The organism is Streptomyces caniscabiei (assembly GCF_014930365.1).
GTDB classification, from domain to species: Bacteria; Actinomycetota; Actinomycetes; order Streptomycetales; family Streptomycetaceae; genus Streptomyces; species Streptomyces caniscabiei.
This window is the reverse complement of record NZ_JABXWI010000005.1, coordinates 20,616-43,106: the sequence shown is the minus strand read 5'-3', so window position 1 is coordinate 43,106 and position 22,491 is coordinate 20,616. Positions and strand designations below refer to the sequence as shown.

21 protein-coding genes are annotated in these 22,491 nt (G+C 71.1%); 10 read left to right on the top strand and 11 right to left on the bottom strand.

Going from position 1 to position 22,491, the window contains the following annotated elements; all coding sequences use genetic code 11:
• Window positions 1–32: 32 nt before the first annotated feature.
• Window positions 33–1,043, bottom strand: a complete 1,011-nt coding sequence (locus HW837_RS15275; RefSeq protein ID WP_093788487.1) for a DEDDh family exonuclease — start codon at window positions 1,041–1,043, stop codon at window positions 33–35.
• Window positions 1,044–1,233: 190 nt separating this feature from the next.
• On the opposite strand from HW837_RS15275, the gene HW837_RS15270 reads away from it, so the two are divergent.
• On the top strand, window positions 1,234–2,166 hold the full coding sequence (locus HW837_RS15270) for a sterol desaturase family protein (protein WP_193381629.1): 933 nt from the start codon (window positions 1,234–1,236) through the stop codon (window positions 2,164–2,166).
• Window positions 2,163–2,876 carry a lysoplasmalogenase gene (locus tag HW837_RS15265; protein ID WP_193381630.1) on the top strand — a complete coding sequence of 238 codons (714 nt, stop codon included), beginning with the start codon at window positions 2,163–2,165 and terminating at the stop codon, window positions 2,874–2,876. The genes HW837_RS15270 and HW837_RS15265 overlap by 4 nt, the downstream gene beginning before the upstream one ends.
• Before the next feature lie 33 nt (window positions 2,877–2,909).
• On the opposite strand, the gene HW837_RS15260 is transcribed toward HW837_RS15265, so the two are convergent.
• From HW837_RS15260 to HW837_RS15245, 4 genes are all read right to left on the bottom strand, one after another.
• On the bottom strand, window positions 2,910–3,959 hold the full coding sequence (locus HW837_RS15260; protein ID WP_390623566.1) for a CopD family protein: 1,050 nt from the start codon (window positions 3,957–3,959) through the stop codon (window positions 2,910–2,912).
• Window positions 3,960–4,093: 134 nt separating this feature from the next.
• Window positions 4,094–5,482 carry a CoA transferase gene (locus HW837_RS15255; protein WP_045560808.1) on the bottom strand — a complete coding sequence of 463 codons (1,389 nt, stop codon included), beginning with the start codon at window positions 5,480–5,482 and terminating at the stop codon, window positions 4,094–4,096.
• Between the two features lie 68 nt (window positions 5,483–5,550).
• The gene (locus tag HW837_RS15250; RefSeq protein WP_045560807.1) at window positions 5,551–7,083 is read right to left on the bottom strand and encodes a S8 family peptidase; all 1,533 of its coding nucleotides are present in this window, start codon (window positions 7,081–7,083) and stop codon (window positions 5,551–5,553) included.
• A 37-nt stretch (window positions 7,084–7,120) separates the two neighbouring features.
• On the bottom strand, window positions 7,121–8,650 hold the full coding sequence (locus HW837_RS15245; RefSeq protein ID WP_093788493.1) for a S8 family peptidase: 1,530 nt from the start codon (window positions 8,648–8,650) through the stop codon (window positions 7,121–7,123).
• A 477-nt stretch (window positions 8,651–9,127) separates the two neighbouring features.
• Here HW837_RS15245 and HW837_RS15240 point away from each other — a divergent pair, with 477 nt between their 5' ends.
• From HW837_RS15240 to moaA, 3 genes are all read left to right on the top strand, one after another.
• A complete protein-coding gene (locus tag HW837_RS15240) occupies window positions 9,128–9,484 on the top strand; it encodes a DUF485 domain-containing protein (RefSeq protein WP_045560805.1) in 357 nt (118 codons plus the stop codon).
• A complete protein-coding gene (locus HW837_RS15235; RefSeq protein WP_045560804.1) occupies window positions 9,481–11,106 on the top strand; it encodes a solute symporter family protein in 1,626 nt (541 codons plus the stop codon). The genes HW837_RS15240 and HW837_RS15235 overlap by 4 nt, the downstream gene beginning before the upstream one ends.
• A 156-nt stretch (window positions 11,107–11,262) precedes the next feature.
• A complete protein-coding gene (gene moaA, locus HW837_RS15230; RefSeq protein ID WP_045560803.1) occupies window positions 11,263–12,252 on the top strand; it encodes a GTP 3',8-cyclase MoaA in 990 nt (329 codons plus the stop codon).
• 6 nt (window positions 12,253–12,258) lie between these two features.
• Here moaA and HW837_RS15225 read toward each other — a convergent pair whose 3' ends face one another.
• Both HW837_RS15225 and HW837_RS15220 read right to left on the bottom strand, forming a co-directional pair.
• Window positions 12,259–12,498, bottom strand: a complete 240-nt coding sequence (locus tag HW837_RS15225; protein ID WP_045560802.1) for a hypothetical protein — start codon at window positions 12,496–12,498, stop codon at window positions 12,259–12,261.
• A 217-nt stretch (window positions 12,499–12,715) separates the two neighbouring features.
• Complete coding sequence (locus HW837_RS15220; RefSeq protein WP_045560801.1) at window positions 12,716–13,087, bottom strand: DUF3099 domain-containing protein; 372 nt, start codon at window positions 13,085–13,087, stop codon at window positions 12,716–12,718.
• A 245-nt stretch (window positions 13,088–13,332) separates the two neighbouring features.
• On the opposite strand from HW837_RS15220, the gene HW837_RS15215 reads away from it, so the two are divergent.
• On the top strand, window positions 13,333–13,611 hold the full coding sequence (locus HW837_RS15215) for a GlsB/YeaQ/YmgE family stress response membrane protein (protein ID WP_045560800.1): 279 nt from the start codon (window positions 13,333–13,335) through the stop codon (window positions 13,609–13,611).
• A 107-nt stretch (window positions 13,612–13,718) separates the two neighbouring features.
• On the opposite strand, the gene tyrS is transcribed toward HW837_RS15215, so the two are convergent.
• From tyrS to HW837_RS15200, 3 genes are all read right to left on the bottom strand, one after another.
• Window positions 13,719–14,987, bottom strand: a complete 1,269-nt coding sequence (gene tyrS / locus HW837_RS15210) for a tyrosine--tRNA ligase (protein WP_045560799.1) — start codon at window positions 14,985–14,987, stop codon at window positions 13,719–13,721.
• A gap of 42 nt (window positions 14,988–15,029) precedes the next feature.
• The gene (locus tag HW837_RS15205) at window positions 15,030–16,433 is read right to left on the bottom strand and encodes a TldD/PmbA family protein (RefSeq protein WP_045560798.1); all 1,404 of its coding nucleotides are present in this window, start codon (window positions 16,431–16,433) and stop codon (window positions 15,030–15,032) included.
• Between the two features lie 82 nt (window positions 16,434–16,515).
• Window positions 16,516–18,039 carry a TldD/PmbA family protein gene (locus HW837_RS15200; RefSeq protein WP_045560982.1) on the bottom strand — a complete coding sequence of 508 codons (1,524 nt, stop codon included), beginning with the start codon at window positions 18,037–18,039 and terminating at the stop codon, window positions 16,516–16,518.
• A 251-nt stretch (window positions 18,040–18,290) separates the two neighbouring features.
• Between HW837_RS15200 and fabG the strand changes: the two genes are divergently transcribed.
• From fabG to HW837_RS15185, 3 genes are all read left to right on the top strand, one after another.
• On the top strand, window positions 18,291–19,010 hold the full coding sequence (gene fabG / locus HW837_RS15195) for a 3-oxoacyl-[acyl-carrier-protein] reductase (protein WP_045560797.1): 720 nt from the start codon (window positions 18,291–18,293) through the stop codon (window positions 19,008–19,010).
• A gap of 5 nt (window positions 19,011–19,015) precedes the next feature.
• Window positions 19,016–19,783 carry an enoyl-ACP reductase FabI gene (gene fabI / locus HW837_RS15190; protein ID WP_193381632.1) on the top strand — a complete coding sequence of 256 codons (768 nt, stop codon included), beginning with the start codon at window positions 19,016–19,018 and terminating at the stop codon, window positions 19,781–19,783.
• A 180-nt stretch (window positions 19,784–19,963) separates the two neighbouring features.
• On the top strand, window positions 19,964–20,338 hold the full coding sequence (locus tag HW837_RS15185; protein ID WP_045560795.1) for a hypothetical protein: 375 nt from the start codon (window positions 19,964–19,966) through the stop codon (window positions 20,336–20,338).
• On the opposite strand, the gene HW837_RS15180 is transcribed toward HW837_RS15185, so the two are convergent.
• Entirely contained in the window at window positions 20,313–21,008 is a 696-nt protein-coding gene (locus tag HW837_RS15180; RefSeq protein WP_045560794.1) for a FadR/GntR family transcriptional regulator, read from the bottom strand. The two genes, HW837_RS15185 and HW837_RS15180, sit on opposite strands and share 26 nt — an antisense overlap.
• 82 nt (window positions 21,009–21,090) lie before the next feature.
• On the opposite strand from HW837_RS15180, the gene HW837_RS15175 reads away from it, so the two are divergent.
• The gene (locus HW837_RS15175; protein WP_237270215.1) at window positions 21,091–22,491 is read left to right on the top strand and encodes a CynX/NimT family MFS transporter; all 1,401 of its coding nucleotides are present in this window, start codon (window positions 21,091–21,093) and stop codon (window positions 22,489–22,491) included.

Sequence of the window (22,491 nt, the reverse complement as noted above, 5' to 3'; positions counted from 1 at the left end):
CGAGTCGCCCGGCAATCACCCGTCCGTACGGGTCACTCGTCGGCGGGCGCCACATCGCGGAGCAACTGCCCGAACGCGGCCTCGTCCACCACCGGTGTCCCGTACTGCCGGGCCTTGACGACCTTCGACGTGTTCGAGTCGGGGTCGTTGGTGACGAGCAGACTGGTCACCCGGGACAGAGTCGTCGCCACATGCAGACCCGCCTCGATCGCGCGGTCCTCGAGCAGATCGCGTTCGATCGAGGTGTCCCCGGAGAAGGCGACCCGCATGCCCTGCTTGAGCGGTTTGCCGTCCTCGAAGCGCCCGGGGTTGGGATAGGGGCATGCGGGCCGCTTCCGCGAAGGGCGCCAACTGGTGGGCCGGTAAGCGCCGTAACCCCCACCCTGACCGCCGCCGTGACCCGCCTGCTGCCCGATGCGGGGCGTGGCCGGGCTGTCCCGCCACTCGGTCAGCGGCCGGCACTCGTGCAGCGGCAGCCGTACACCCCCCGCGGCGGCGGCCCGCAGACTCGGCCGGAACGCCTCCGCCAGCACCCGCGCGTCGTCCAGCGCGTGGTGCGCCCGCTGCTGCACCACCCCGAAGTGCGCCGCCAGCGACTCCAGTTTGTGGTTGGGCAGCGGCAGCGCCAGCTCCTTCGACAGCGCGATCGTGCACAGCCGCTGCCGCACCGGCGCCTCGGTCTCCGCGCGCGCGTACTCCCGGGCGATCATCGACCAGTCGAACACCGCGTTGTGCGCGACGAGCACCCGGTCCGCGAGCCGCGACGAGAACTCCTCCGCGATCTCCTTGAACAGCGGTGCCCCTTCGAGCACATCGCTCGTCAGCCCGTGGATCCACACCGGCCCCGGATCCCGCTCCGGGTTGACCAACGTGTACCAGTGGTCCTCGACCTCGCCCCGCGCGTCCAGTCTGTACACAGCCGCGGAGATTATCCGGTCGTCCCGGGCCAGCCCGGTCGTCTCCACGTCCACGACCGCGTACCCCTGGGGATACGCGGCCGGCCAAGGCGCTTGCGACGCTGCGGTCGTGTGGTCTTCGAGCATGGTCCCTGAGGATACGGGCCGGGACTGACAGCTCGTTACCCGGCGGTGGCGCCGCACAAGTGACGGGGCGACAGCTCTCCCCTCACCCCCCGCTTTGGCGAGGAGCGCCAAGAAGCAAGCGCGTACCGCCGGAAATACTTGTCAGTAACAACGTCTAGCCCCCGTCGACCAGCGGATCTACCGTGCCCCCATGCCGAACCTGCCCGATGTCGTGCTGTGGTCGATACCCGCCTTCGTGCTGCTCACCGTGATCGAGGTGATCAGTGTCCGGATCCATCCGGACGACGATGCCGCGGGGTACGAGACGAAGGACGCCGCGACGAGCGTCGGCATGGGGCTCGGGAGCCTCGCCTTCGACTTCCTCTGGAAGATCCCGATCGTCGCGATCTACACGGCCGTCCACGAACTGACCCCGCTGCGCGTCCCGGTCCTGTGGTGGACGATCCCGCTGATGCTGCTCGCGCAGGACTTCTTCTACTACTGGTCGCACCGCGGCCACCACGTGATCCGCGTCCTCTGGGCCTGTCACGTCGTCCACCACTCCAGCCGGAAGTTCAACCTCACCACCGCCCTCCGGCAGCCCTGGACGACCTGGACGGTGTGGCCCTTCTACGTCCCGCTCATCGCCCTCGGCGTGCACCCGGCCGCGCTCGCCTTCTGCTCCTCCGCCAACCTCGTCTACCAGTTCTGGATCCACACCGAACGCATCGGGAAGCTGCCCCGCGCCTTCGAGTTCGTCTTCAACACGCCCTCGCACCACCGGGTCCACCACGCCTCCCAGGGCGGCTATCTGGACCGCAACTTCGGCGGGATCCTCATCGTCTGGGACCGGCTCTTCGGCTCGTTCGTCGAGGAGACCGAGCGACCGGTGTACGGCCTGACGAAGAACATCGACACATACAACCCGCTGCGGGTCGCCACCCACGAGTACGTCGCCATCGCCAAGGACCTGAGGAGGGCGAGCGGTTGGGGGGAACGGGCGGGGCGGGTCTTCGGGGGACCGGGCTGGAAGCCCGCGCAGCCGTCGTCGGCCGACCTCCCCGATTCCGCCGGCTCCTCCGGTTCCTCCAGCTCTCCCAGTTCCTCCTCACCATCGGCCCCGCCCTCGAAGACCGTCGCGTGAGGCGGGACAGAGGGACCGCCCTCCTCGTCGCCTTCGGGGTCGCCGCCGGCGTCGACCTCGCTTCCCTGGCCGTCGGCTTCGACGCGGGGCACCTCGCCGCCAAGCCCCTGCTGATGCCCCTGCTCGCGGCGTACGCATACACGCGCGGCGCGCCCCGACCGCTGCTCGCCGCGCTGCTGTTCGGCTGGGGCGGCGACGTGATGCTCCTCTCCGACGCCGAACCGGCCTTCCTCGCCGGGATGGGCTCCTTCGCGGCGGGCCACGTCTGTTACCTCGTGCTGTTCGCCAGACCCACCGGACCCACCGGACCCGGCAGGTCCGGACAGTCCACGTACCGCGCGGCGTCCGGTGTCGCGTACGGCGTCGCGTACGCCCTCGCCCTGGTCGTCGCCGTCGTCGGTCTCTGGCCCGGTCTGCCGGCGGAGCTGCGGCTGCCCGTCGCCTGCTACAGCGCCCTGTTGACCACGATGGCGTGGGCCGCCGCCCGGCTCGGGCCCGTTGCGGGGCTCGGCGGCGCGCTCTTCGTGGTGTCGGACATGCTCATCGCGACCGGCGTCGCCGAGTGGCCGCAGCCGCCCCGCCCCGACCTGTGGATCATGCTCACCTACCTGGCGGCCCAGTACCTGCTGACCCGAGGGGTCCTCGGCACCTCCGGCGCGCGTCCCCCGTCCACCCCGGCGGAGGACGAGGTGCCCCGGCCCACGGTGTGAACGGGGCGGTCCTCCCGCCCTGCCCCCGCCCTCTCACCAGCGGATCGGCAGCGGCAGGGCCGTCATCAGCGCCGACACCGCCACGACCGCGCCCAGCAGCACCACCTCCACGCGCGCGGGAGCACAGGCGCCGAGGGGGTCGTCGGCCGCGCGGCGCAGCCGGAGCCGCGCCCGGAGGGCCAGCACGGCGACGGCGGCCACCAGCACGACCTTGGCGAACAGGGCGCGCCCGTACGCCGTTTCCGTCAGCTGGTCGAGCACCGTGCCCGGCGGCATCCGGCGCAGTGTGCTCCACACCCCGCTGGCGGTGACGGCGGCGAGCAGCGCGGCGGCCACGCGCGCGTAGCGGCCCAGCAACGCGGTGGCCGGCCCCGACGAGCGCCACGCGTGCGTGCGCAGGGTCCGCAGCACGTGCAGCAGTCCGCCTACCCACAGGGCCGCGCACGTCAGGTGCACCAGGGTCAGACCGGTGCCGACCAGCGGGTCGTGGTGGTCGGCGCTCGGGTGGGCGCGCAGCGCCTCCGCGACGACGACGGCGGCCAGGGGCAGCGCCTGGGCGGCGGGCCGCCGGGACAGCGCCAGCAGACCGGCCGCCGCGAAGGCGTTGACCTCCACGAGGGCGAGCGTGCCGTCCCGGGTCTCGTGGAGGCCGCCCACGTCCATGTCGGCGGGGGAGTCCGGCACCAGATTGCCGGTGGCCACGACCGAGGCCAGCCCGAGCGAGGCCACGAAACCGGCCCCCGCCGCCCAGGGTGCCCAACTGCGCGGCGCCTGCCCGGGAGCGCCGGGCACCCGTCGCGCCAGCCGGGCCACGAACAGCTCGCCGACCGGCACGCACAGCGCCGCCAGCAGTACCGTCCGCAGCAGGGCGACCCCGCCGGCGCCGGGCGCCCCGGCCTCACCCGTGCCGTCGAGCGCCACCCGCGGGCCGAACAGGGGTATCAACGCCGCCACGGCCACCAGGACGAGGGCGACGACGGCCCGCCCGGCCTCGCCCCCGGCCCGCCCCTCGGGCCCGTCGGCTTTCCCTCCCGCCGCGTGCGTGGCGTCCGTCTCCTCCGTCGTCCGTCTCGTCAGGCTCACCCCGGAAAGTTCACCAGTCGTACCAGAACCGGGCAAGTGCCGGAAAACAACTGGCAGTTCGATATTCCGCCCATACGTACGGTTCGAGGCTTCCGATGGTTCAGGGCTTCCGGCGGTTCAGGGCTTGAGGTGACTCACCGCCAGCGCGCCTCGTCCGCGCCCCAACGCCCCGGAGGCCGAGCCCAGTCGCCCGGTCCGCCCTCGTAGGAGACCGGCGACCGCGCGTACCGCAGCCGTCCCAGCGGGCTGTCCCGCTCGGCGAGCCACGCCTCCGGCCCGTCGTAGCCCGCGTGCCCGCCGGGGCCGGGCTCGACGCCGTCCGTCAACCAGGCCGCCGTACGCGCGAGTGCCATCCGGACGACGCGGCCGCCGCCCCCGTCCGCCCGCTCGGTGAGTGCCCGCAGTACGGCCGCCGCCAGCAGATACCCCGTCCCGTGGTCCAGCGCCTGCGCGGGCAGCGCGCCCGGCTGCTCCGCGGAACCCTCGACCGCCGCGATGCCGGTGGCCACCTGCACCAGGCTGTCGAAGCCCCGCCGCTCCGCCCACGGGCCGTACGCGCCCCACGCCGAGAGCTGTGCCACGACCAGCCCGGGCCGGCGCTCGACCAGTGCCTCGGCCGACAGCCCGAACCGGTCCAGCGCGCCGGGCCGGTACCCGGTGACGACGACGTCCGCCTCGGCGAGCAGCGCCTCGAAGGCCCTGGGGTCCGCACCCAGATCGAGCGTGGCCGACCGCTTCCCGAAGCCCGTGTCGGCGTGCTGGTCGAGGATCTCGGGCATCCCCGGCGGATCGATCCGCAGCACGTCCGCGCCCAGCAGGGCGAGCGTCCGCGTGGCCACCGGTCCCGCTATGACCCGGGTCAGGTCCAGGACGCGCACCCCGGCGGCCGGCGCGGACACCTCCGCCCCGGCATCGAGCACGCGCGCGCGTGGCGCGTCGGCGCCGTCCCACCGCCGCCACTCGATCAGCGGACGCTCCCGCACGGCCGCCGCCTGTTCGTGCGCCGCCCACTCCTTCGGCGTCCGCAGGGCGAACGCCAGCCCCCCGGCCGCGCACACGGCCTCCTCGACCTCCAGGGACGACCGTTCGGCGAGCGCCGGTCCCACGGCGGGCACTGCCTCGTCGGGCAGCTCATCGGCACGCACCCCCAGCACGGACAGCAGCCGCTCCCGGTGATGCGGATAGTTCGCGTGCGTCCGCACCCACCCGTCCGCCGTCCGCCAGAACCGCGACAGCGGCGCGAAGTTGACCGGCGCCCGCCCGTCGACCAGCAGATGACGTTCGCTCACGAAGGCCGTGCCGACCGCCCCGTCGTCCACCCGGACCCGGGGGACCTCGGCGAGCCCGGCCCGGCGCGCCCCCAGTTCGGCCGCCGCCAGCGCGCACACCCCGACGCAGGTCCGCGCCAGCTCCCGTACCGGCAGCCGGGCGTCGAGCACCCCGCCGCGTACGACGGTCGAGACCCTCGGCAGCAGAGCGGGATCGCCGCCCAGGGCCGCCCACACATCATCCATGTCAGTCATGATCCGAACCTACGCAACGAAAGGGCCGGGCGGTGTACCACCGCCCGGCCCGACTTCCGTGGAGACCCCTACCTGGTCACCGCGTCCAGCGCGTCCGCGGTGCCGAAGCCGTAGAAGCCGTTGTAGTTCTTCGGCCCCTCGCAGACCGCGTCGGCCTTGCCGTCCCCGTCGATGTCGTACGGGTCGGTGCAGGGCGTGGCGTCGGCCTCGGCGTACAGCAGCGCCTTGACCAGGGCGGCCGGGGCGTGCGGATGGGTCGACTTGATGAGCGCGGCGACGCCCGCGACGTGCGGCGACGCCATCGACGTACCGGCCATGTAGCCCCAGGTGCCGCCGGGCAGCGGGCCCAGGATCAGGCCGCTGGTGGCGGGCGGGGCCGGGGTCTGGAAGCGGGTCGAGTCGCCGCCGGGTGCGGCGATGTCGACGACGCCCAGACCGTGGTTGGAGAAGGACGACTTGATGCCCTTGGCGCCGGTGGAGGCGACCGTGACGACACCCGGCAGCTGGGTCGGGATGTCGAGGCACTCGGACGGGTCGACCACCCGGTCCGACGGGGTCGAGTCGTTGGGGGAGACCGGGTCGGTGATCTCGTCGGCAGCGAGGTCGTAGTTCTCGTTGCCGGCCGCGGCGACATTGACCGCGCCCTTCCTCTCCGCGTACTTCGTCGCCCGGCCGAGGGCCTCCACCAGCGCCTTCTGGTCCGGGTCGTGCTTGCAGTTGAAGTACCAGGGATCGGTGTAATAACTGTTGTTGGTGACGTCCACCCCGTGCTCGGCGGCCCACATGAAGCCGCAGACCACGGCCTCCGTGTAGAAGAAGCCGGCGGTGGTGGACACCTTGATGCCGGACACCCTGACCCCGGGCGCCACACCCGTGACACCGACGCCGTTCTTCGCGGCGGCGATCTCCCCGGCCACATGGGTGCCGTGCGCGCTCTCCGTCGGCCCCGGCCGCCAGGCCCCGTCGGTGGTGTCGGGCTTGCCCGTCACACAGTTGACGGAGGCGTCGCGGTCGAAGTTCGGCGCGATGTCCGGGTGCGTGTCGTCGACCCCCGTGTCGATGACGGCGACCGTGACGTCCCGGCTGCCGAGCGACACCTCGTGGGCCTTGTCGGCCTTGATGGCCGGCAGGTCCCACTGCAACGGCTCCAGCGGGTCCTGCCCGTCCGCGGCCTCGACGTCCGCGATCTCCTCGGCGGTCAGCACCCTCGGGGTGCCCACGTCGGTGGTCGACTGCGCGGGCAGCGGCGCGGTGCGGGTGGCACCGGCCGACTGGACCCCGCGCACCTCACGGATCTCCGCGGCGAAGCCGGGATTCGTGGAGTGGACGACGACCACACCGATCCGGTCGTACGACGTCACGATCGTGCCGCCGGCCTGAGCGATCGCCTTCTTCACGTGCGCGGAGGGCCCGTGCCCCGCGCGCACGTTGACGACGTAGCTGAGCCCGGTCGCGTCGGCCCGCCCGGCCGACGCGACCGACCCGGACGACTCGGCCGCCGAGGCCGTGACGTTCGGTACGACGACCAGCGCGGTCGCCATGGCCATCCCCAGCGGGATCGCGGTCAGACGACGGGAGCGCTCGAGAGGCGGCGCTGTCATGCTGTCTCCAGTTCGTCGTGGCTGCTCGTCGACCGGGTTACTTGACGGCCTTCAGGGCGTTGACGATGCCGAACCCGTAGAAACCGTTCACGCTGGGGCTGCCTTCGCAAACCGCGTCCTGGACGCCGTCGCCGTTCTGGTCGTACGACGTCGGGCAGGCCTGCTCGTCCGCCTGGGCCTTCAGCAGCTTCTGCAGCTGCTTCGGGGACGCCCACGGGTGCGTGGACTTCAGCAGCGCGGCGACACCGGCGGCGTGCGGCGACGCCATCGAGGTGCCCTGGAGGTAGCCGTAGGCGCCGTTCGGCATGGTGGACAGGATGCGGCCGTTCTTCGACGGCGTGTCCGGGATCTGGTAGCGGGCGTCGCCGCCCGGCGCGGCGATGTCGATGACGCCGTTGCCGTACGTGGAGTAGTACGACTTCTCGTTCTTCACGCCCGTCGCGCTGACCGTGACGATGCCCGGCAGCTGGGTCGGGACGTCGAAGCACTCGCTCGGGTCGATGGTGCGCTCGACCGGCGTGGTGTCGTTGGGGCTGGAGGCGTCCAGGATCGCGTCGGAGGCGAGGTCGTGGTTGGAGTTGCCGGCCGAGGCCAGGTGCAGGGTGCCCTTCCTCGTGGCGTACTTCTGGGCCCGGTTCACCGCGTCGACGATGGCTTCCTGGTCCGGGTCGTCCACACAGTTGTAGAGCCACGGGTCGACGTAGTAGCTGTTGTTCGTGATCTCCACGCCCTTGTCGGCGGCGAACACGAACGCGCAGACGACGCTCTCGGCGTAGAACAGACCGCTGGTCCGGTCGGTCACGTTGATGCTGGAGACCTTCACGCCCGGAGCGACACCGGCGACGCCGACGCCGTCACGGGCCGCGGCTATCTCACCGGCGACGTGCGTTCCGTGGTAGTCGTTCACGGTGTACGGCCGCCAGGCGCCCTCGCTGGTGTCCGCGACACCGCCGTCGCAGTTGGCGGACTGGGACTTGGAGAAGTTCGCCGTGAGGTCCGGGTGGGTGTCGTCGACGCCCGTGTCGATCACCGCGACGGTGACCTTCCTGCTGCCGTCGTCGATCTTCGCGGCCTTGTCGGCGCCGATCGCCCGCAGGTCCCACTGGTCGGCCTCGAGGGGCTCGGCGTCGGGGATGTCCGCCGAGGCGGCCTTCACCTTCGCGGCCTCCGCGTCCGTCAGCATGTCGACGGCGCCCACGTCCGTCGTACCGGCGGGGGTCAGTGGCGAGGTCCGGGTGGCACCGGCGGACTGCACCCCACGCACCGCGCGGATCTTCGCACCGAAGGCCGGGTCGGTCGAGTGGACCACGATCACGCCGATCTTGGCGTACGTGACCACCGTCTTGCCGCCGGCCTCGGCTATCGCCTTCTGCACCTTGGCGATCGTGCGCTTGTCCGTCTTGGTGTTCACGACGTACGACAGGTTCGGGCCCTCCGCGGTCGCGGCGGTGGACTCCGCGGACGGGGCCGCCGAGGCGACACCCGGCAGGAAACCGAGCGAGGCGGTCAGCGACAGGACGACCGGCACCGCGAGGGCGAGCCGTCGCCTGGAGCGCAGATGAGCCATGTGATCTCCACATCATTCTCAAAGAAACCGGCCCGAGACACACGTGTGCCTGGGCAGGTACATGACGTTGGTGGTGCAGCTCGAAGCTATCTCTGGTCGTCGCCGGCCAGCAATGACTTCACGGGCGGGAGGCGGAAGTAGAGGGGTAACCCTCGAAGTCGCCGCATCTCCTGGCCATTTCCGCATCGGGCGCACTTCGGCCACGCGCCGTCACGGATCGGCCGACGCGTCGGTCGGGAGTCGGCCACGCATCGGACCCCGCCACGGTTTCCGAATCGGTTTTCGAAAGAAACACGCACGGTTGAACCGGTCCTCGCGCCCCGCCGTGACGTTGAGCAGGGAGCCCGAGCACGATCGTGCGCCCGTCACCGAAGGAACAGAACCGACCCCATGTCCGCACCCAGTCCGTCCCCCGATCCGACGGCGAAGAGGTCACCATCCACCGTCGCGAACGCGGCGGAGACGCGAGGAGACTCCGTGGCAACCGACGCACCGCCCCCAGCGAAGGCCGAGCATCACCTCCCCTCACCCGAGGAGTTCGCCGCGGTCCATGAGAGCGCCGAGTTCGCCGAACTGCGCCGCTCCTACCGCTCGTTCGCCTTCCCGCTGACCGTGGGCTTCATCGCCTGGTACCTGCTGTACGTCCTGCTCTCCAACTACGCGGGCGACTTCATGGGCACCAAGCTCTTCGGCAACATCAACGTCGCCTTCGTCCTGGGCGTCGCACAGTTCGTCACCACGTTCCTCATCGCCTGGTGGTACTCGAAGCACGCCGCCGCGAAGCTCGACCCCAAGGCCGAGGCGATCAAGTCCCGGATGGAGGGCGGCGCATGAGCCCCGCAACGCAGACGATCCTCGCGGCCAACGAGGCCAGCGAGCACAGGCCGCTCATCATCACCCTCTTCGCGCTGTTCGTCCTCGCGACCCTGGGCATCACCATCTGGGCCGGCCGCCAGACCAAGGACGCCGCCGACTTCTACGCGGGCGGCCGCCAGTTCAGCGCCTTCCAGAACGGCCTCGCGGTCTCCGGCGACTACATGTCCGCCGCCTCGTTCCTCGGCATCGCGGGCGCCATCGCCCTCTTCGGCTACGACGGCTTCCTCTACTCCATCGGCTTCCTGGTCGCCTGGCTGGTCGCCCTGCTCCTGGTCGCCGAGCCCCTGCGGAACTCCGGCCGCTACACCATGGGCGACGTGCTCGCGTACCGCATGCGCCAGCGCCCCGTCCGCACCGCCGCCGGCACCTCCACGATCGTCGTGTCGATCTTCTACCTGCTGGCCCAGATGGCGGGCGCGGGCGTCCTCGTCTCGCTGCTCCTCGGCATCACCTCCGACGCGGGCAAGATCCTCATCGTCGCCCTCGTCGGCATCCTGATGATCGTCTACGTCTCCATCGGCGGAATGAAGGGCACCACCTGGGTCCAGATGGTGAAGGCCGTCCTCCTCATCGGCGGCACGATCCTCATTACGTTCCTGGTGCTGCTGAAGTTCAACTTCAACATCTCCGATCTGCTCGGCACCGCCGCCGAGAACAGCGGCAAGGGCGCCGCCTTCCTGGAGCCCGGCCTCCAGTACGGCGCGACCGGCACCTCCAAGCTGGACTTCATCTCCCTCGGCATCGCCCTGGTCCTCGGCACCGCCGGCCTGCCGCACATCCTGATCCGCTTCTACACGGTGCCCAACGCCAAGGCCGCCCGTAAGTCCGTGAACTGGGCCATCGGCATCATCGGCGGCTTCTACCTGATGACCATCGCCCTCGGCTTCGGCGCCGCCGCGCTGATCTCCCAGGACGAGATCATCGCCTCCAACCCGTCGGGCAACACCGCGGCCCCGCTGCTCGCCCTGCACCTGGGCGGCATCGACTCGGCCTGGGGCGCGATCCTGCTCGCCACCATCTCCGCGGTGGCCTTCGCGACGATCCTCGCCGTGGTCGCCGGCCTCACCCTCGCCTCGTCGTCGTCCTTCGCGCACGACATCTACGCCAACGTCATCCGCAAGGGACAGGCCTCCGGCGCCGAGGAGGTCCGCGCGGCCCGGTGGGCGACCGTCTTCATCGGCATCGTCTCCATCGGTCTCGGCGCCCTCGCCCGCGACCTGAACGTGGCCGGCCTGGTCGCCCTCGCCTTCGCGGTCGCGGCCTCCGCCAACCTGCCCACGATCCTCTACAGCCTCTTCTGGAAGCGGTTCACCACCCAGGGCGCGCTGTGGTCGATCTACGGCGGTCTGATCGTCGCCGTCGGCCTGGTGCTGTTCTCGCCCGTCGTCTCCGGCGACCCGAAGGCGATGTTCCCGGACGTCGACTTCGCCTGGTTCCCGCTGAAGAACCCGGGCATCATCTCCATCCCGTTCGGCTTCCTCATGGGCTTCCTCGGCACGGTCCTGTCCAAGGAGAAGCCCGACGAGGCCAAGTACGCGGAGCTCGAGGTCCGCTCCCTCACGGGCACCGGAGCGCACTAGCTCCGCCGGGGGACGCCGTCACGAGGGGGCCGTCGTAGATCTCTACGGCGGCCCCTCGCCGCGTCTTGTGCGATCGGGCCGGTGATGTTGTCGGCGCGGTCACGTAGGCTCGCAGATGTCGAACAATTGTGATCCGCCGCGAGGGAGGGGGCCCACGTGCTCATCGACACCTACGGCCGAGTGGCCACCGACCTGAGGGTCTCGCTGACCGACCGGTGCAATCTGCGCTGTACGTACTGCATGCCCGAGGAGGGCCTGCAGTGGCTGGCCAAGCCCGACCTGCTGAGCGACGACGAGATCGTCCGTCTCATCGACATAGCCGTCCGGATCCTGGGCATCGAGGAGGTCCGCTTCACCGGCGGGGAGCCGCTCCTGCGCCCCGGCCTGGTCGGCATCGTGGAGCGTGTGGCGGCCCTCGCCCCTCGCCCCCAGATGTCCCTCACCACCAACGGCATCGGCCTCAGGCGCACGGCGACGGCCCTGAAGGCGGCCGGCCTGGACCGGGTGAACGTCTCCCTGGACACCCTGCGCCCCGACGTCTTCAAGACCCTCACCCGGCGCGACCGCCACAAGGACGTCCTCGAAGGACTCGAAGCCGCCCGCGACGCCGGTCTGACCCCGGTCAAGGTCAACTCGGTCCTGATGCCCGGCCTCAACGACGACGAGGCCCCCGACCTCCTCGCCTGGGCCGTCGAGCACGACTACGAGCTGCGCTTCATCGAGCAGATGCCCCTGGACGCCCAGCACGGCTGGAAGCGCGACGGCATGGTCACCGCGGGCGACATCCTTACCTCCCTGCGCACCCGCTTCGACCTCGCCCCCGAGGGCCGGGACGAACGCGGCTCCGCCCCGGCGGAACGCTGGCTGGTCGACGGCGGCCCCCACCGCGTGGGCGTCATCGCCTCCGTCACCCGCCCCTTCTGCTCCGCCTGCGACCGCACCCGCCTCACCGCCGACGGGCAGGTCCGCACCTGTCTCTTCGCCCGCGAGGAGACCGACCTGCGCGCCGCGCTGCGCTCCGGCGCCCCGGACGAGGAGATAGCCCGCATCTGGCGTCTGGCGATGTGGGGCAAGAAGGCGGGCGCGGGCCTCGACGACCCGTCGTTCGTCCAGCCCGACCGGCCGATGTCGGCGATCGGGGGCTGAGCGGTCCTACGGCGCCGACTCCTCCCAGTCGTCCAGCTTCACCACGTCCTTCAAGAACCCCCGCACCCCCAGGAACTGCGACAGATGCTCCCGGTGTTCGTCGCACGCGAGCCATGTCTTGCGCCGCTCCGGCGTGTGCAGCTTCGGGTTGTTCCAGGCGAGCACCCAGACCGCGTCGGCCCGACACCCCTTGGCCGAACAGATGGGGGAGGAAGGATCGGACCCGGGGACGTTGAGGATGTTCACGACGTCGACCCTAGCCGCAGAAAAGGCGACGCCGAGCAGCCACGGGGGGAGCTGCCCGGCGTCGGTCTGTCGCTCCGACGGGGGATGCGGAGCGCTCTCGAAGTATGTCACGGGTGGGCCTCTGCCCGGCACAGGAACTACATGATTGATCTGAGCTTTTCTTGAGCTTGGCGGGTGGCCGGATTCCGCTTCGCCGAGGTTGCCGGACGGCCCGCGCTCAGGCCCGCTCGCGCGGCTCGCTCCGCCTCTGCCCCGCCGAATCGGCCGCCGCGTCCTCCGCGACGGATTCCGCGGGCGGCGTGATCATCGGTCGCATGGGGGCCCTGACGAACGTGGACGGCAGCGAGGGCGCGTTCTCCCGGCCCGCGTTGGCGATCACCACGGCGACGTACGGCAGCACAGCGCCGAGCACCAGCGCGACGACCGCGACGTGCCGTTCGACGTTCCAGAGGACCGCGGCGGCGATCACCGCGAGGGTGCGCACGGACATCGAGATGATGTAGCGGCGCTGCCGGCCGCGGACGTCGTCGGCGAGGCCCTGCCGGGCACCCGTGATCCGGAAGACCTCGACGTTGTGCTGCTTCCGCATCACGTTCCACCACCCGCCTGTATCGGACGCTCCCCGGCCCGGGCCCGTCCGTGCCCGCCACAGGAACACGGTCCGGACACGTTCCACGTTACGCCGCGTCTGCGCCGCCTACGAGACCGGGTCACCTTCCACGGAGAGTGGAGGAAATGCGCCGCGTCGCGTACGGCCGTGCCCGACATGCGGCGTACCGCAGGCGGGCCGAGACTGGGCGTAATGCTCACGTCGAGCCGTACGAGGAGGCAGCCATGGGCTGGTTGTGGGCGATCATCGTGGGATTCGTGCTGGGCCTGCTGGCCAAGGCGATCCTCCCGGGCAAGCAGCACAGCCCGCTCTGGCTGACGACGATCTTCGGCATGCTGGGCGCCGTCGTCGGCAACGCGATCGCACGCGGCTTCGGTGTCGAGGAGACCGCGGGCATCGACTGGAGCCGCCACATCTTCCAGCTGGTCGCCGCGATCGCCATCGTGGCCCTGGGCGACATGGCGTACATGGCGACCCTGGGCAAGAGAAAACAGCGGACCTGAGCCCCCGAAAGGGGCGCGGGGAACTGCGCGAGCAACTACGCCGAAGCGGCACTCGCCAGATCACCCACGCCCCTACGGCGCCTATGCCCCGGCAAACTCGCTCGCGCCTAGGCCCCGATGACCTCGACCGCGGCCAGGTTCTTCTTCCCCCGCCGCAGCACCAGCCACCGCCCGTGAATGAGGTCCTCCGACGCCGGCACGGCGTCTTCCGCGGTGACCTTCACGTTGTTCACGTACGCCCCGCCCTCCTTCACGGTCCGCCGCCCCGCGGACTTGCTCGGCACCAGCCCGACCTCCGCGAGGAGATCCACGACCGGCGCCAGCTCGGTCACCTTCGCGGACGGCAGCTCGGACAGCGCCGCGGCCAGCGTCTTCTCGTCCAGCTCCGCCAGCTCGCCCTGACCGAACAGGGCCCGGGACGCGGCGATCACGGCGGCCGTCTGGGCGGCGCCGTGCACCAGCGTCGTCAGCTCCTCGGCCAGCGCCCGCTGCGCGGCCCGCGCCTGCGGCCGCTCCTCGGTCTGCTTCTCCAGCTCCTCGAGCTCCGCACGGGACTTGAAGGACAGGATCCGCATGTACCGGGTGATGTCCCGGTCGTCCACGTTCAGCCAGAACTGGTAGAACGCGTACGGCGTGGTCATCTCCGGGTCGAGCCAGACGGCGCCGCCCTCGGTCTTGCCGAACTTGGTGCCGTCCGCCTTGGTCATCAGCGGAGTGGCCAGCGCGTGCGCCTCCACGCCGGGCTCCAGGCGGTGGATCAGGTCCAGGCCGGCCGTGAGGTTGCCCCACTGGTCACTGCCGCCCTGCTGGAGCGTGCAGCCGTACCTCCGGTAGAGCTGGAGGAAGTCCATGCCCTGGAGGATCTGGTAGCTGAACTCGGTGTAGCTGATGCCCTGGTCGGACTCCAGCCGGCGGGCGACGGAGTCCTTCGTCAGCATCTTGTTGACGCGGAAGTGCTTGCCGATGTCCCGCAGGAACTCGATGGCCGACAGGCCCTCGGTCCAGTCGAGGTTGTTGACCATCACGGCCGCGTTCTCGCCCTCGAAGGACAGGAACGGCTCGATCTGGCCGCGCAGCTTGCCGACCCAGCCGGCCACGGTCTCCGGGTCGTTCAGCGTGCGCTCCGCCGTCGGGCGGGGGTCGCCGATCAGGCCCGTCGCACCGCCGACCAGCGCCAGCGGCCGGTGACCGGCCTGCTGGAGCCGGCGCACGGTGAGCACCTGCACCAGGTGCCCGACGTGCAGGGACGGCGCGGTCGGGTCGAAACCGCAATAGAACGTGACGGGACCGTCCGCGAGCGCCTTGCGCAAGGCGTCCTCGTCGGTGGACAGGGCGAACAGTCCCCGCCACTTCAGCTCGTCGACGATGTCCGTCACGGTTCTCGTGTCTCCTCGTTCGGGTCGTAATCAGGTACGAGGTTATACGCCCTGGCTGACAGAACTCATATTGAAATCCGGCACCCGCAGCGCGGGCATCGCGGCCCTGGTGAAGTAGTCGCTCCACTCGCGCGGCAGTGTCTTCTCCGTGCGGCCCGCCTCCGTGGCCCGGCCCAGCAGGTCCACCGGCGACTCGTTGAACCGGAAGTTGTTGACCTCGCCCGTGACCTCGCCGTTCTCCACGAGGTACACCCCGTCGCGGGTCAGGCCGGTCAGCAGCAGCGTCGCCGGGTCGACTTCGCGGATGTACCACAGGCAGGTCAGCAGCAGCCCCCGTTCGGTGTCGGCGACCATCTCCGCCAGGGAGCGGTCCTCACCGCCGTCCAGGATCAGGTTGCCGATCGTCGGCACCACCGGCAGCCCGGTCAGGCCCGCGCTGTGCCGGGTGGTCGGCAGATGCGCGACCTCGCCCCGGCTGATCCACTCGGTCGCCGTCAGCGGCAGCCCGTTGTCGAACACCGAGCTGTCGCCGCCGGAGGAGTGGGCCAGCACGAAGGGCGCGGACTCCAGACCCGGCTCGTTCGGGTCGCTGCGCAGGGTCAGCGGCAGCTCGGTCAGCCGCTCGCCGATCCGGGTGCCGCCACCGGGCTTGCTGAACACCGTCCGGCCCTCGGCCGCGTCCCGCGCCGACGCCGACCACATCTGGTAGATGAGCAGGTCCGCCACGGCCGTCGGCGGCAGCAGCGTCTCGTACCGTCCGGCGGGCAGCGGCACCCGCCGCTCGGCCCAGCCCAGCCGCACGGCCAGCTCCGCGTCCAGGGCCGCCGGGTCGACGTCCTTGAAGTCCCGCGTGGAGCGTCCCGCCCAGGCCGAGCGCTTGCGGTCCGGGGACTTGGCGTTCAGTTCCAGCGTCCCGTTCGGCTGGTCGTGGCGGAGCCGGAGGCCGGTGGACGTACCGACGTAGCTCGACACCAGCTCGTGGTTGGCGAAGCCGTACAGCTCACGGCCGCCCGCACGCGCGCGTGCGAACGACTCGCCGAGGGCCGGCGCGAAGTCGGTGAACACGGCGGAGGAGGTCTCGGCGGGCGAGTCCGTGAAGTCGGGGGAGTGCGCCACCCCTGTGACCAGCGGCTGGGCGTCCTCGGCCGGACCGGCGCCGCGCGCGGCGGTCTCGGCGGCCCGCACCAGCGGCTCCAGCTCCTCCGCCGTGACGGCGGCCCGCGAGACGACCCCGGAGGCGGTGCCCTCCTTGCCGTCGACGGTGGCGACGACCGTCACCGACCGGCCCCGGGTGACCCCGTTCGTGGTCAGCGCGTTGCCCGCCCAGCGCAGGTTCGCCGTCGAGTACTCGTCGGCGATCACCACACAGCCGTCGGCACGCGAGAGTTCGAGGGCCCGCTCGACGATCTCGTGCGGCTTGTGCGCCTTGGTGTTCCGCCCGCTCATCGACCGGCCTCCTGCGTGGTGTTCAGGCTGTGCTCGCCCGGGGGACGACCCCCGGACCCCCAGCAGATCCCGTGGTGCACGCTCATCGACCGGCCTCCTGCGTGGTGTTCAGAATGTTGACGCCCTTGAAGAGGGCGGAGGGGCAGCCGTGCGACACCGCGGCGACCTGGCCCGGCTGGGCCTTCCCGCAGTTGAACGCGCCGCCCAGGACATAGGTCTGCGGCCCGCCCACGGCCGCCATCGAACCCCAGAAGTCGGTCGTCGTCGCCTGGTAGGCGACGTCCCGCAGCTGCCCGGTGATCCGCCCGTTCTCGATCTTGAAGAACCGCTGGCCGGTGAACTGGAAGTTGTACCGCTGCATGTCGATGGACCAGGACCGGTCCCCGACGACGTAGACACCCCGGTCGACCCCGCCGATCAGGTCCTCCGTCGACATCCCCGCCGGGTCCGGCTTCAGCGACACATTGGCCATGCGCTGCACCGGCACATGTCCGGGCGAGTCGGCGTACGCACAGCCGTTGGAGCGGCCGAGCCCGGTGAGCCTGGCGATACGACGGTCGAGCTGGTAACCGACCAGGGTGCCGTCCTTCACCAGGTCCCAGGACTGCCCCGCCACGCCCTCGTCGTCGTACCCGATGGTCGCCAGGCCGTGCTCGGCGGTGCGGTCACCGGTGACGTTCATCAGCTCGGAGCCGTACCTCAGCTTGTTGAGCTTGTCGAAGGTGGCGAACGACGTGCCGGCGTACGCGGCCTCGTAGCCGAGGGCGCGGTCCAGCTCTGTCGCGTGCCCGATGGACTCGTGGATGGTCAGCCACAGGTTGGACGGGTCGACGACCAGGTCGTAGACGCCCGCCTCGACGCTCGGCGCCCGCATCTTCTCCGCGAGCAGCTCGGGGATGCGTGCCAGCTCGTCGTCCCAGTCCCAGCCGGTGCCCGTCAGGTACTCCCAGCCGCGCCCGACCGGCGGCGCCAGCGTCCGCATCGAGTCGAACTCGCCGCTGGACTCGTCGACGGACACGGCGGTCAGCGACGGGTGCAGCCGCACCCGCTGCTGGGTGGTCACGGTCCCGGCGGTGTCCGCGTAGAACTTGTTCTCGTGCACGGTGAGCAGCGAGGCGTCGACGTGGTTGACCCCGTCGGCCGCCAGCAGCCGCGTGCTCCACTCCGTGAGCAGCGCGGTCTTCTCCTCGTCGGGGACGGTGAACGGGTCGATCCCGTACGAGGAGATCCAGGTCTTCTCCGCGTGCACCGGCTCGTCCGCCAGCTCCACGCGCTCGTCCGACCCGGCGGCCTTGATGACCTGCGCGGACAGCTTGGCCATGGCCACGGCCTGTGAGGCGACCTTCGCGGCGGCGTCCATCGTCAGATCCACCCCGGACGCGAACCCCCAGGTCCCGCCGTGCACGACCCGCACCGCGTACCCGAGGTCGGTGGTGTCCGACGACCCGGCGGGCTTGGCGTCCCTGAGCCGCCAGGAGGCACTGCGCACCCGCTCGAACCGGAAGTCGGCGTGCTCGGCGCCGAGGGCACGGGCGCGGGCGAGCGCGGCGTCGGCCAATGCCCTCAGCGGTAGTGCCGTGAAGGCTTCGTCGATGGAATGAGGCACCGAGGTCTCCCTGTCGCCGAACGGTTGTCGTGGCGTGTCGGATCCGATCATGTCGCGCCCGCGGCCGGCCGGACCACATCTTTCCGGCTGTGGTCGGCGGGCTTTCTGTAGGGACCCCACAGCGACTACCCCGTGCCACTGTCACAGCTCGAATGCCCGCCGGGGGAAGTGGACCGATAGGTTTCGAGGGAAGGCGCCTGCCGTCCAGGCATGCGGGCAGGCGTTCAGACCGCTAAGGAAAGGGTGATCCGTTGAGCCGCTCGGTTCTCGTCACCGGAGGCAACCGGGGCATCGGCCTCGCCATCGCCCGCGCGTTCGCCGACGCCGGCGACAAGGTCGCCATCACATACCGCTCGGGGGAGCCGCCGGCCGCCCTGACAGAGTTGGGCTGCCTGGCCGTCAAGTGCGACATCACCGACCCCGAGCAGGTGGAGCAGGCCTACAAGGAGATCGAGGCCGAGCACGGCCCGGTCGAGGTGCTGATCGCCAACGCCGGCGTCACCAAGGACCAGCTCCTGATGCGTATGTCCGAGGAGGACTTCACCTCGGTCATCGACACCAACCTCACCGGCACCTTCCGCGTGGTCAAGCGCGCCAACCGCGGCATGCTGCGCGCCAAGAAGGGCCGCGTCGTCCTCATTTCCTCGGTCGTGGGCCTCTACGGCTCGCCCGGCCAGGCCAACTACGCCGCCTCCAAGGCCGCCCTGGTCGGCTTCGCGCGCTCCCTCGCCCGTGAGCTGGGCTCGCGCAACATCACCTTCAACGTCGTCGCCCCCGGCTTCGTCGACACCGACATGACCAAGGTGCTCACCGACGAGCAGCGCGCGGGCATCGTGAAGCAGGTGCCGCTCGGTCGTTACGCGCAGCCCGAGGAGATCGCCGCGACGGTGCGGTTCCTCACCTCGGACGACGCCTCGTACATCACTGGAGCCGTCATCCCCGTAGACGGCGGACTGGGAATGGGTCACTGATCACCATGAGCGGAATCCTCGAGGGCAAGCGCGTCCTGATCACCGGTGTGCTGATGGAGTCCTCCATCGCCTTCCACACCGCCAAGCTGGCCCAGGAGCAGGGCGCCGAGATCATCCTCACGGCCTTCCCCCGGCCCACGCTGACCGAGCGCATCGCCAAGAAGCTCCCCAAGCCCACCAAGGTCATCGAGCTCGACGTCACCAACGACGAGCACCTCGGGCGCCTGGCCGACATCGTCGGCCAGGAGCTGGGCGGCCTGGACGGCGTCGTCCACTCCATCGGCTTCGCCCCGCAGGACGCCCTCGGCGGCAACTTCCTGAACACGCCGTTCGAGTCGGTCGCCACGGCCATGCACGTCTCGGCGTACTCCCTGAAGTCGCTGACCATGGCCTGCCTGCCGCTGATGCAGAACGGCGGCTCGGTCGTCGGTCTGACCTTCGACGCGAAGTTCGCCTGGCCGCAGTACGACTGGATGGGTCCGGCCAAGGCCGCCCTGGAGGCCACCAGCCGTTACGTCGCTCGCGACCTGGGCAAGCAGAACATCCGCTGCAACCTCGTCTCCGCCGGCCCTCTCGCCTCCATGGCCGCCAAGTCCATCCCGGGCTTCGGCGAGCTGGCCGCCGTGTGGGACGACCGTTCGCCGCTGGAGTGGGACCTCAAGGACCCCGAGCCGGCCGGCCGTGGTGTCGTCGCGCTGCTCAGCGACTGGTTCCCCAAGACCACCGGCGAGATCATCCACGTGGACGGCGGGCTGCACGCGATCGGCGCGTGAGCGTCACCCACAGGGCTCTGCCACGGTTCGAGGACGCGCATCCATTCGGGTGCGCGCCCTCGCCGTACTCCTGTCCGCCGGGATCATCACTCGTTCGGCTCATCCGGCGGGCCGCCGGAGGCCGGTGCCGCGCACGCTGGACGTACACCGCTCAGCCACTCGGCCGAGGAGGTCCCCCTTGTGCGCATCCTCCGCAGCATCGCCCCAGCTGTCGTCGCCCTGGTTCTCGTCCTCACTCTTCCGTCCGAATCGGCACCGTACGCGCGCGTGGAGACCGGGAAGTCACCCGCGCGCGTAGGGGCGGACGACAAGCCCGACGCGTTCGGGGCGGCCTGCCGCAGCACCGTCACCGGTTCCCAGGTCGTCGGGTACTGCTTCAACCCCCACGCGGCCGTCGACCACGTCCGGCTGCACATCGAGTGCGCCCGGTGGTGGGACATCGACAGCGACAGCGCCGCGGTCGAGGCCGGTCCCGCGCGCACGGTACGGCTCACCGGGCGCTGCTGGAAGGAAGTCGGCTCGGTGTGGTTCAGCCACCAGCGGGGGGAGGGCTGACCCGGCCGGGACGGCAGTGGAACGGATAGCCGGCCGCCTCTGCCGCGGCGGTCTCCGCGTCGCCCGCGCGGATCGCGTCCACCAGCCGGGCGTGGTCCATGTACGTCTCCGGGGTCAGCTCCTCGCCCACGTCACCGCGGAGCCAGTCCCGCAGGACCTCGCCCAGGTCGGCGTAGACCGTCGTCACGACGTCGTTGTGGGACGCGGCCACGACCGCCATGTGGAAGGTCGCGTCGGCGGTCACGAAGGCCTCCGCGCCGCCCGAGGCCCAGGCCTCCTCGCGGCGCGCCAGCAGCGCGTCCAACTGCTTGAGGTCCTTCTCGGTGCGCCGCTCGGCCGCCAGCTTCGCGGCGCTCGACTCCAGGGCGGAGCGTAGTTCGGCGATGTGGCCCGGGTCGGCGTCGGCGAAGCGGCGGTGCATCACGCCCGCGAGCTCGCTGGTCGCGACGACGTAGGTGCCGGAGCCCTGGCGGATGTCCAGAAGGCCGTTGTGCGCGAGCGCGCGGACGGCCTCACGGACCGTGTTCCGGGCGACGCCCAGCTCCTCGACCAGCTCGGGCTCGGTGGGGATGCGGGAGCCGACCGGCCACTCGCCCGAGGTGATCTGGTTCCGCAGCGCGGCGATGACCTGCTCGGACAGCGCCGATCGACGGGGATGGCTCAACGGCATGGCACACCTTCGCACGAAGTGACCGACCGGGTGCGGTCGGGCCATGGACAACCAATCATCCTATGATTCTATGATGGGTGTCATGGTGAGCCAGGAGACCGCGACGACGACATCCGCACCGGGCCGGGCACCGTCCGAAGCACCCGGGTCCGACCGGGCCGGGTCCGAACCCCCGGCGCCCGCCACGCGCGCGTGGACGATCCGTCTCGTGGTCGTCGGCATCGTCCTGACGGCCCTGAACCTGCGTCCCGCCATCACCAGCCTCGGCGCCCTCCTCGAAGAGGTGCGCACCGGACTCGGTATGAGCGGCAGCGTCGCCGGGCTCCTCACCTCCGTACCGCCGCTCTGCTTCGCCCTCTTCGGCGTCATGGCGCCCCGGCTCGCCCGCCGGTTCGGTCCGGCCGCCGTGGTCTGCGCGGGCATGGCCGCGATCGCCGCCGGCCTGCTGATACGGCCGTACGCGGGCGGCACGGCCGGATTCGTGGCCGCGAGCGCCCTCGCCCTGATGGGCATCGCCGTCAGCAACGTCCTGATGCCGGTCATCGTCAAGCGCTGGTTCCCCGACCGCGTCGGCTCCATGACGGGCCTCTACTCCATGGCCCTGGCCCTCGGCACCTCGACCGCCGCGGCCGTCACCGTGCCCATGACCTCGGCGCTGGGCGGGAGTTGGCGGACCGGGCTGGCCGTCTGGGCGCTCCTCGCGACGGCGGCCGTCGTCCCGTGGCTCCCGCTGCTGCGGGCCCGGGACGCGCGCTCGGCGGAGAACCCCCGGGGAGCGTCGGGGGCGGCACACGGTCCCCGGGGAGCGTCGGGGTCGGTGGGCGGTGCCGGGGGAGCGTCGGGGTCGGTGGGCGGTGCCGGGGGAGCGTCGGGGGCCGGGCGCGAGGCGGCAGCCGCCCTGCGGATCACCCGGAGCCGTACGGCCTGGGCGCTCGCCGTCTTCTTCGGCCTCCAGGCGACCGCCGCCTACATCACCATGGGGTGGATGGCGCAGATCTTCCGGGACGCCGGGGTCCCCGCGGGTACGGCTGGGCTGCTGCTGGCCCTCACCATGGTCATGGGGGTGCCCCTGGCCTTCGTGATCCCCCGGCTCGCCACCCGCCTGCCCCACCAGGGGCCGATCGTCGTCGCCCTGGGCGTCTGCGGCCTCCTCGGGTACGGCGGCCTCCACCTCGCCCCGGCCCAGGGCGCCTGGGCGTGGGCGCTGCTGATCGGTGTGTCCAACTGCTCCTTCCCGCTGGCGCTCACCCTGGTCGGCATGCGGGCCAGGACCGGCGCGGGCGTGGTCCAGCTGTCCGCCTTCGCGCAGAGCACGGGTTATCTGATCTCGATCCCGGGCCCGCTCGTCGTCGGCGTCCTGTACCAGCACAGCGGCGGCTGGGGCCTGCCCCTCGCCCTCATGGCCGCGCTGATGCTCCCGCAGATCGTCGCGGGCGTCCTCGCGGGCCGTGACCGGGTCGTGGAGGACGAGGCGGCCCGCTGA

What these genes read in the sequence shown, in the direction of transcription:
- HW837_RS15215 (WP_045560800.1), top strand. Translation starts at nt 13,333, where the DNA reads ATGGGCTGGTTGTGGGCGATCATCGTGGGATTCGTGCTGGGCCTGCTG.
- HW837_RS15270 (WP_193381629.1), top strand. Translation starts at nt 1,234, where the DNA reads ATGCCGAACCTGCCCGATGTCGTGCTGTGGTCGATACCCGCCTTCGTG.
- HW837_RS15245 (WP_093788493.1), bottom strand. Translation starts at nt 8,650, where the DNA reads ATGGCTCATCTGCGCTCCAGGCGACGGCTCGCCCTCGCGGTGCCGGTC.
- HW837_RS15250 (WP_045560807.1), bottom strand. Translation starts at nt 7,083, where the DNA reads ATGACAGCGCCGCCTCTCGAGCGCTCCCGTCGTCTGACCGCGATCCCG.
- HW837_RS15255 (WP_045560808.1), bottom strand. Translation starts at nt 5,482, where the DNA reads ATGACTGACATGGATGATGTGTGGGCGGCCCTGGGCGGCGATCCCGCT.
- fabI (WP_193381632.1), top strand. Translation starts at nt 19,016, where the DNA reads ATGAGCGGAATCCTCGAGGGCAAGCGCGTCCTGATCACCGGTGTGCTG.
- HW837_RS15175 (WP_237270215.1), top strand. Translation starts at nt 21,091, where the DNA reads ATGGTGAGCCAGGAGACCGCGACGACGACATCCGCACCGGGCCGGGCA.
- HW837_RS15180 (WP_045560794.1), bottom strand. Translation starts at nt 21,008, where the DNA reads ATGCCGTTGAGCCATCCCCGTCGATCGGCGCTGTCCGAGCAGGTCATC.
- HW837_RS15220 (WP_045560801.1), bottom strand. Translation starts at nt 13,087, where the DNA reads ATGCGGAAGCAGCACAACGTCGAGGTCTTCCGGATCACGGGTGCCCGG.
- HW837_RS15275 (WP_093788487.1), bottom strand. Translation starts at nt 1,043, where the DNA reads ATGCTCGAAGACCACACGACCGCAGCGTCGCAAGCGCCTTGGCCGGCC.
- HW837_RS15235 (WP_045560804.1), top strand. Translation starts at nt 9,481, where the DNA reads ATGAGCCCCGCAACGCAGACGATCCTCGCGGCCAACGAGGCCAGCGAG.
- HW837_RS15205 (WP_045560798.1), bottom strand. Translation starts at nt 16,433, where the DNA reads ATGAGCGGGCGGAACACCAAGGCGCACAAGCCGCACGAGATCGTCGAG.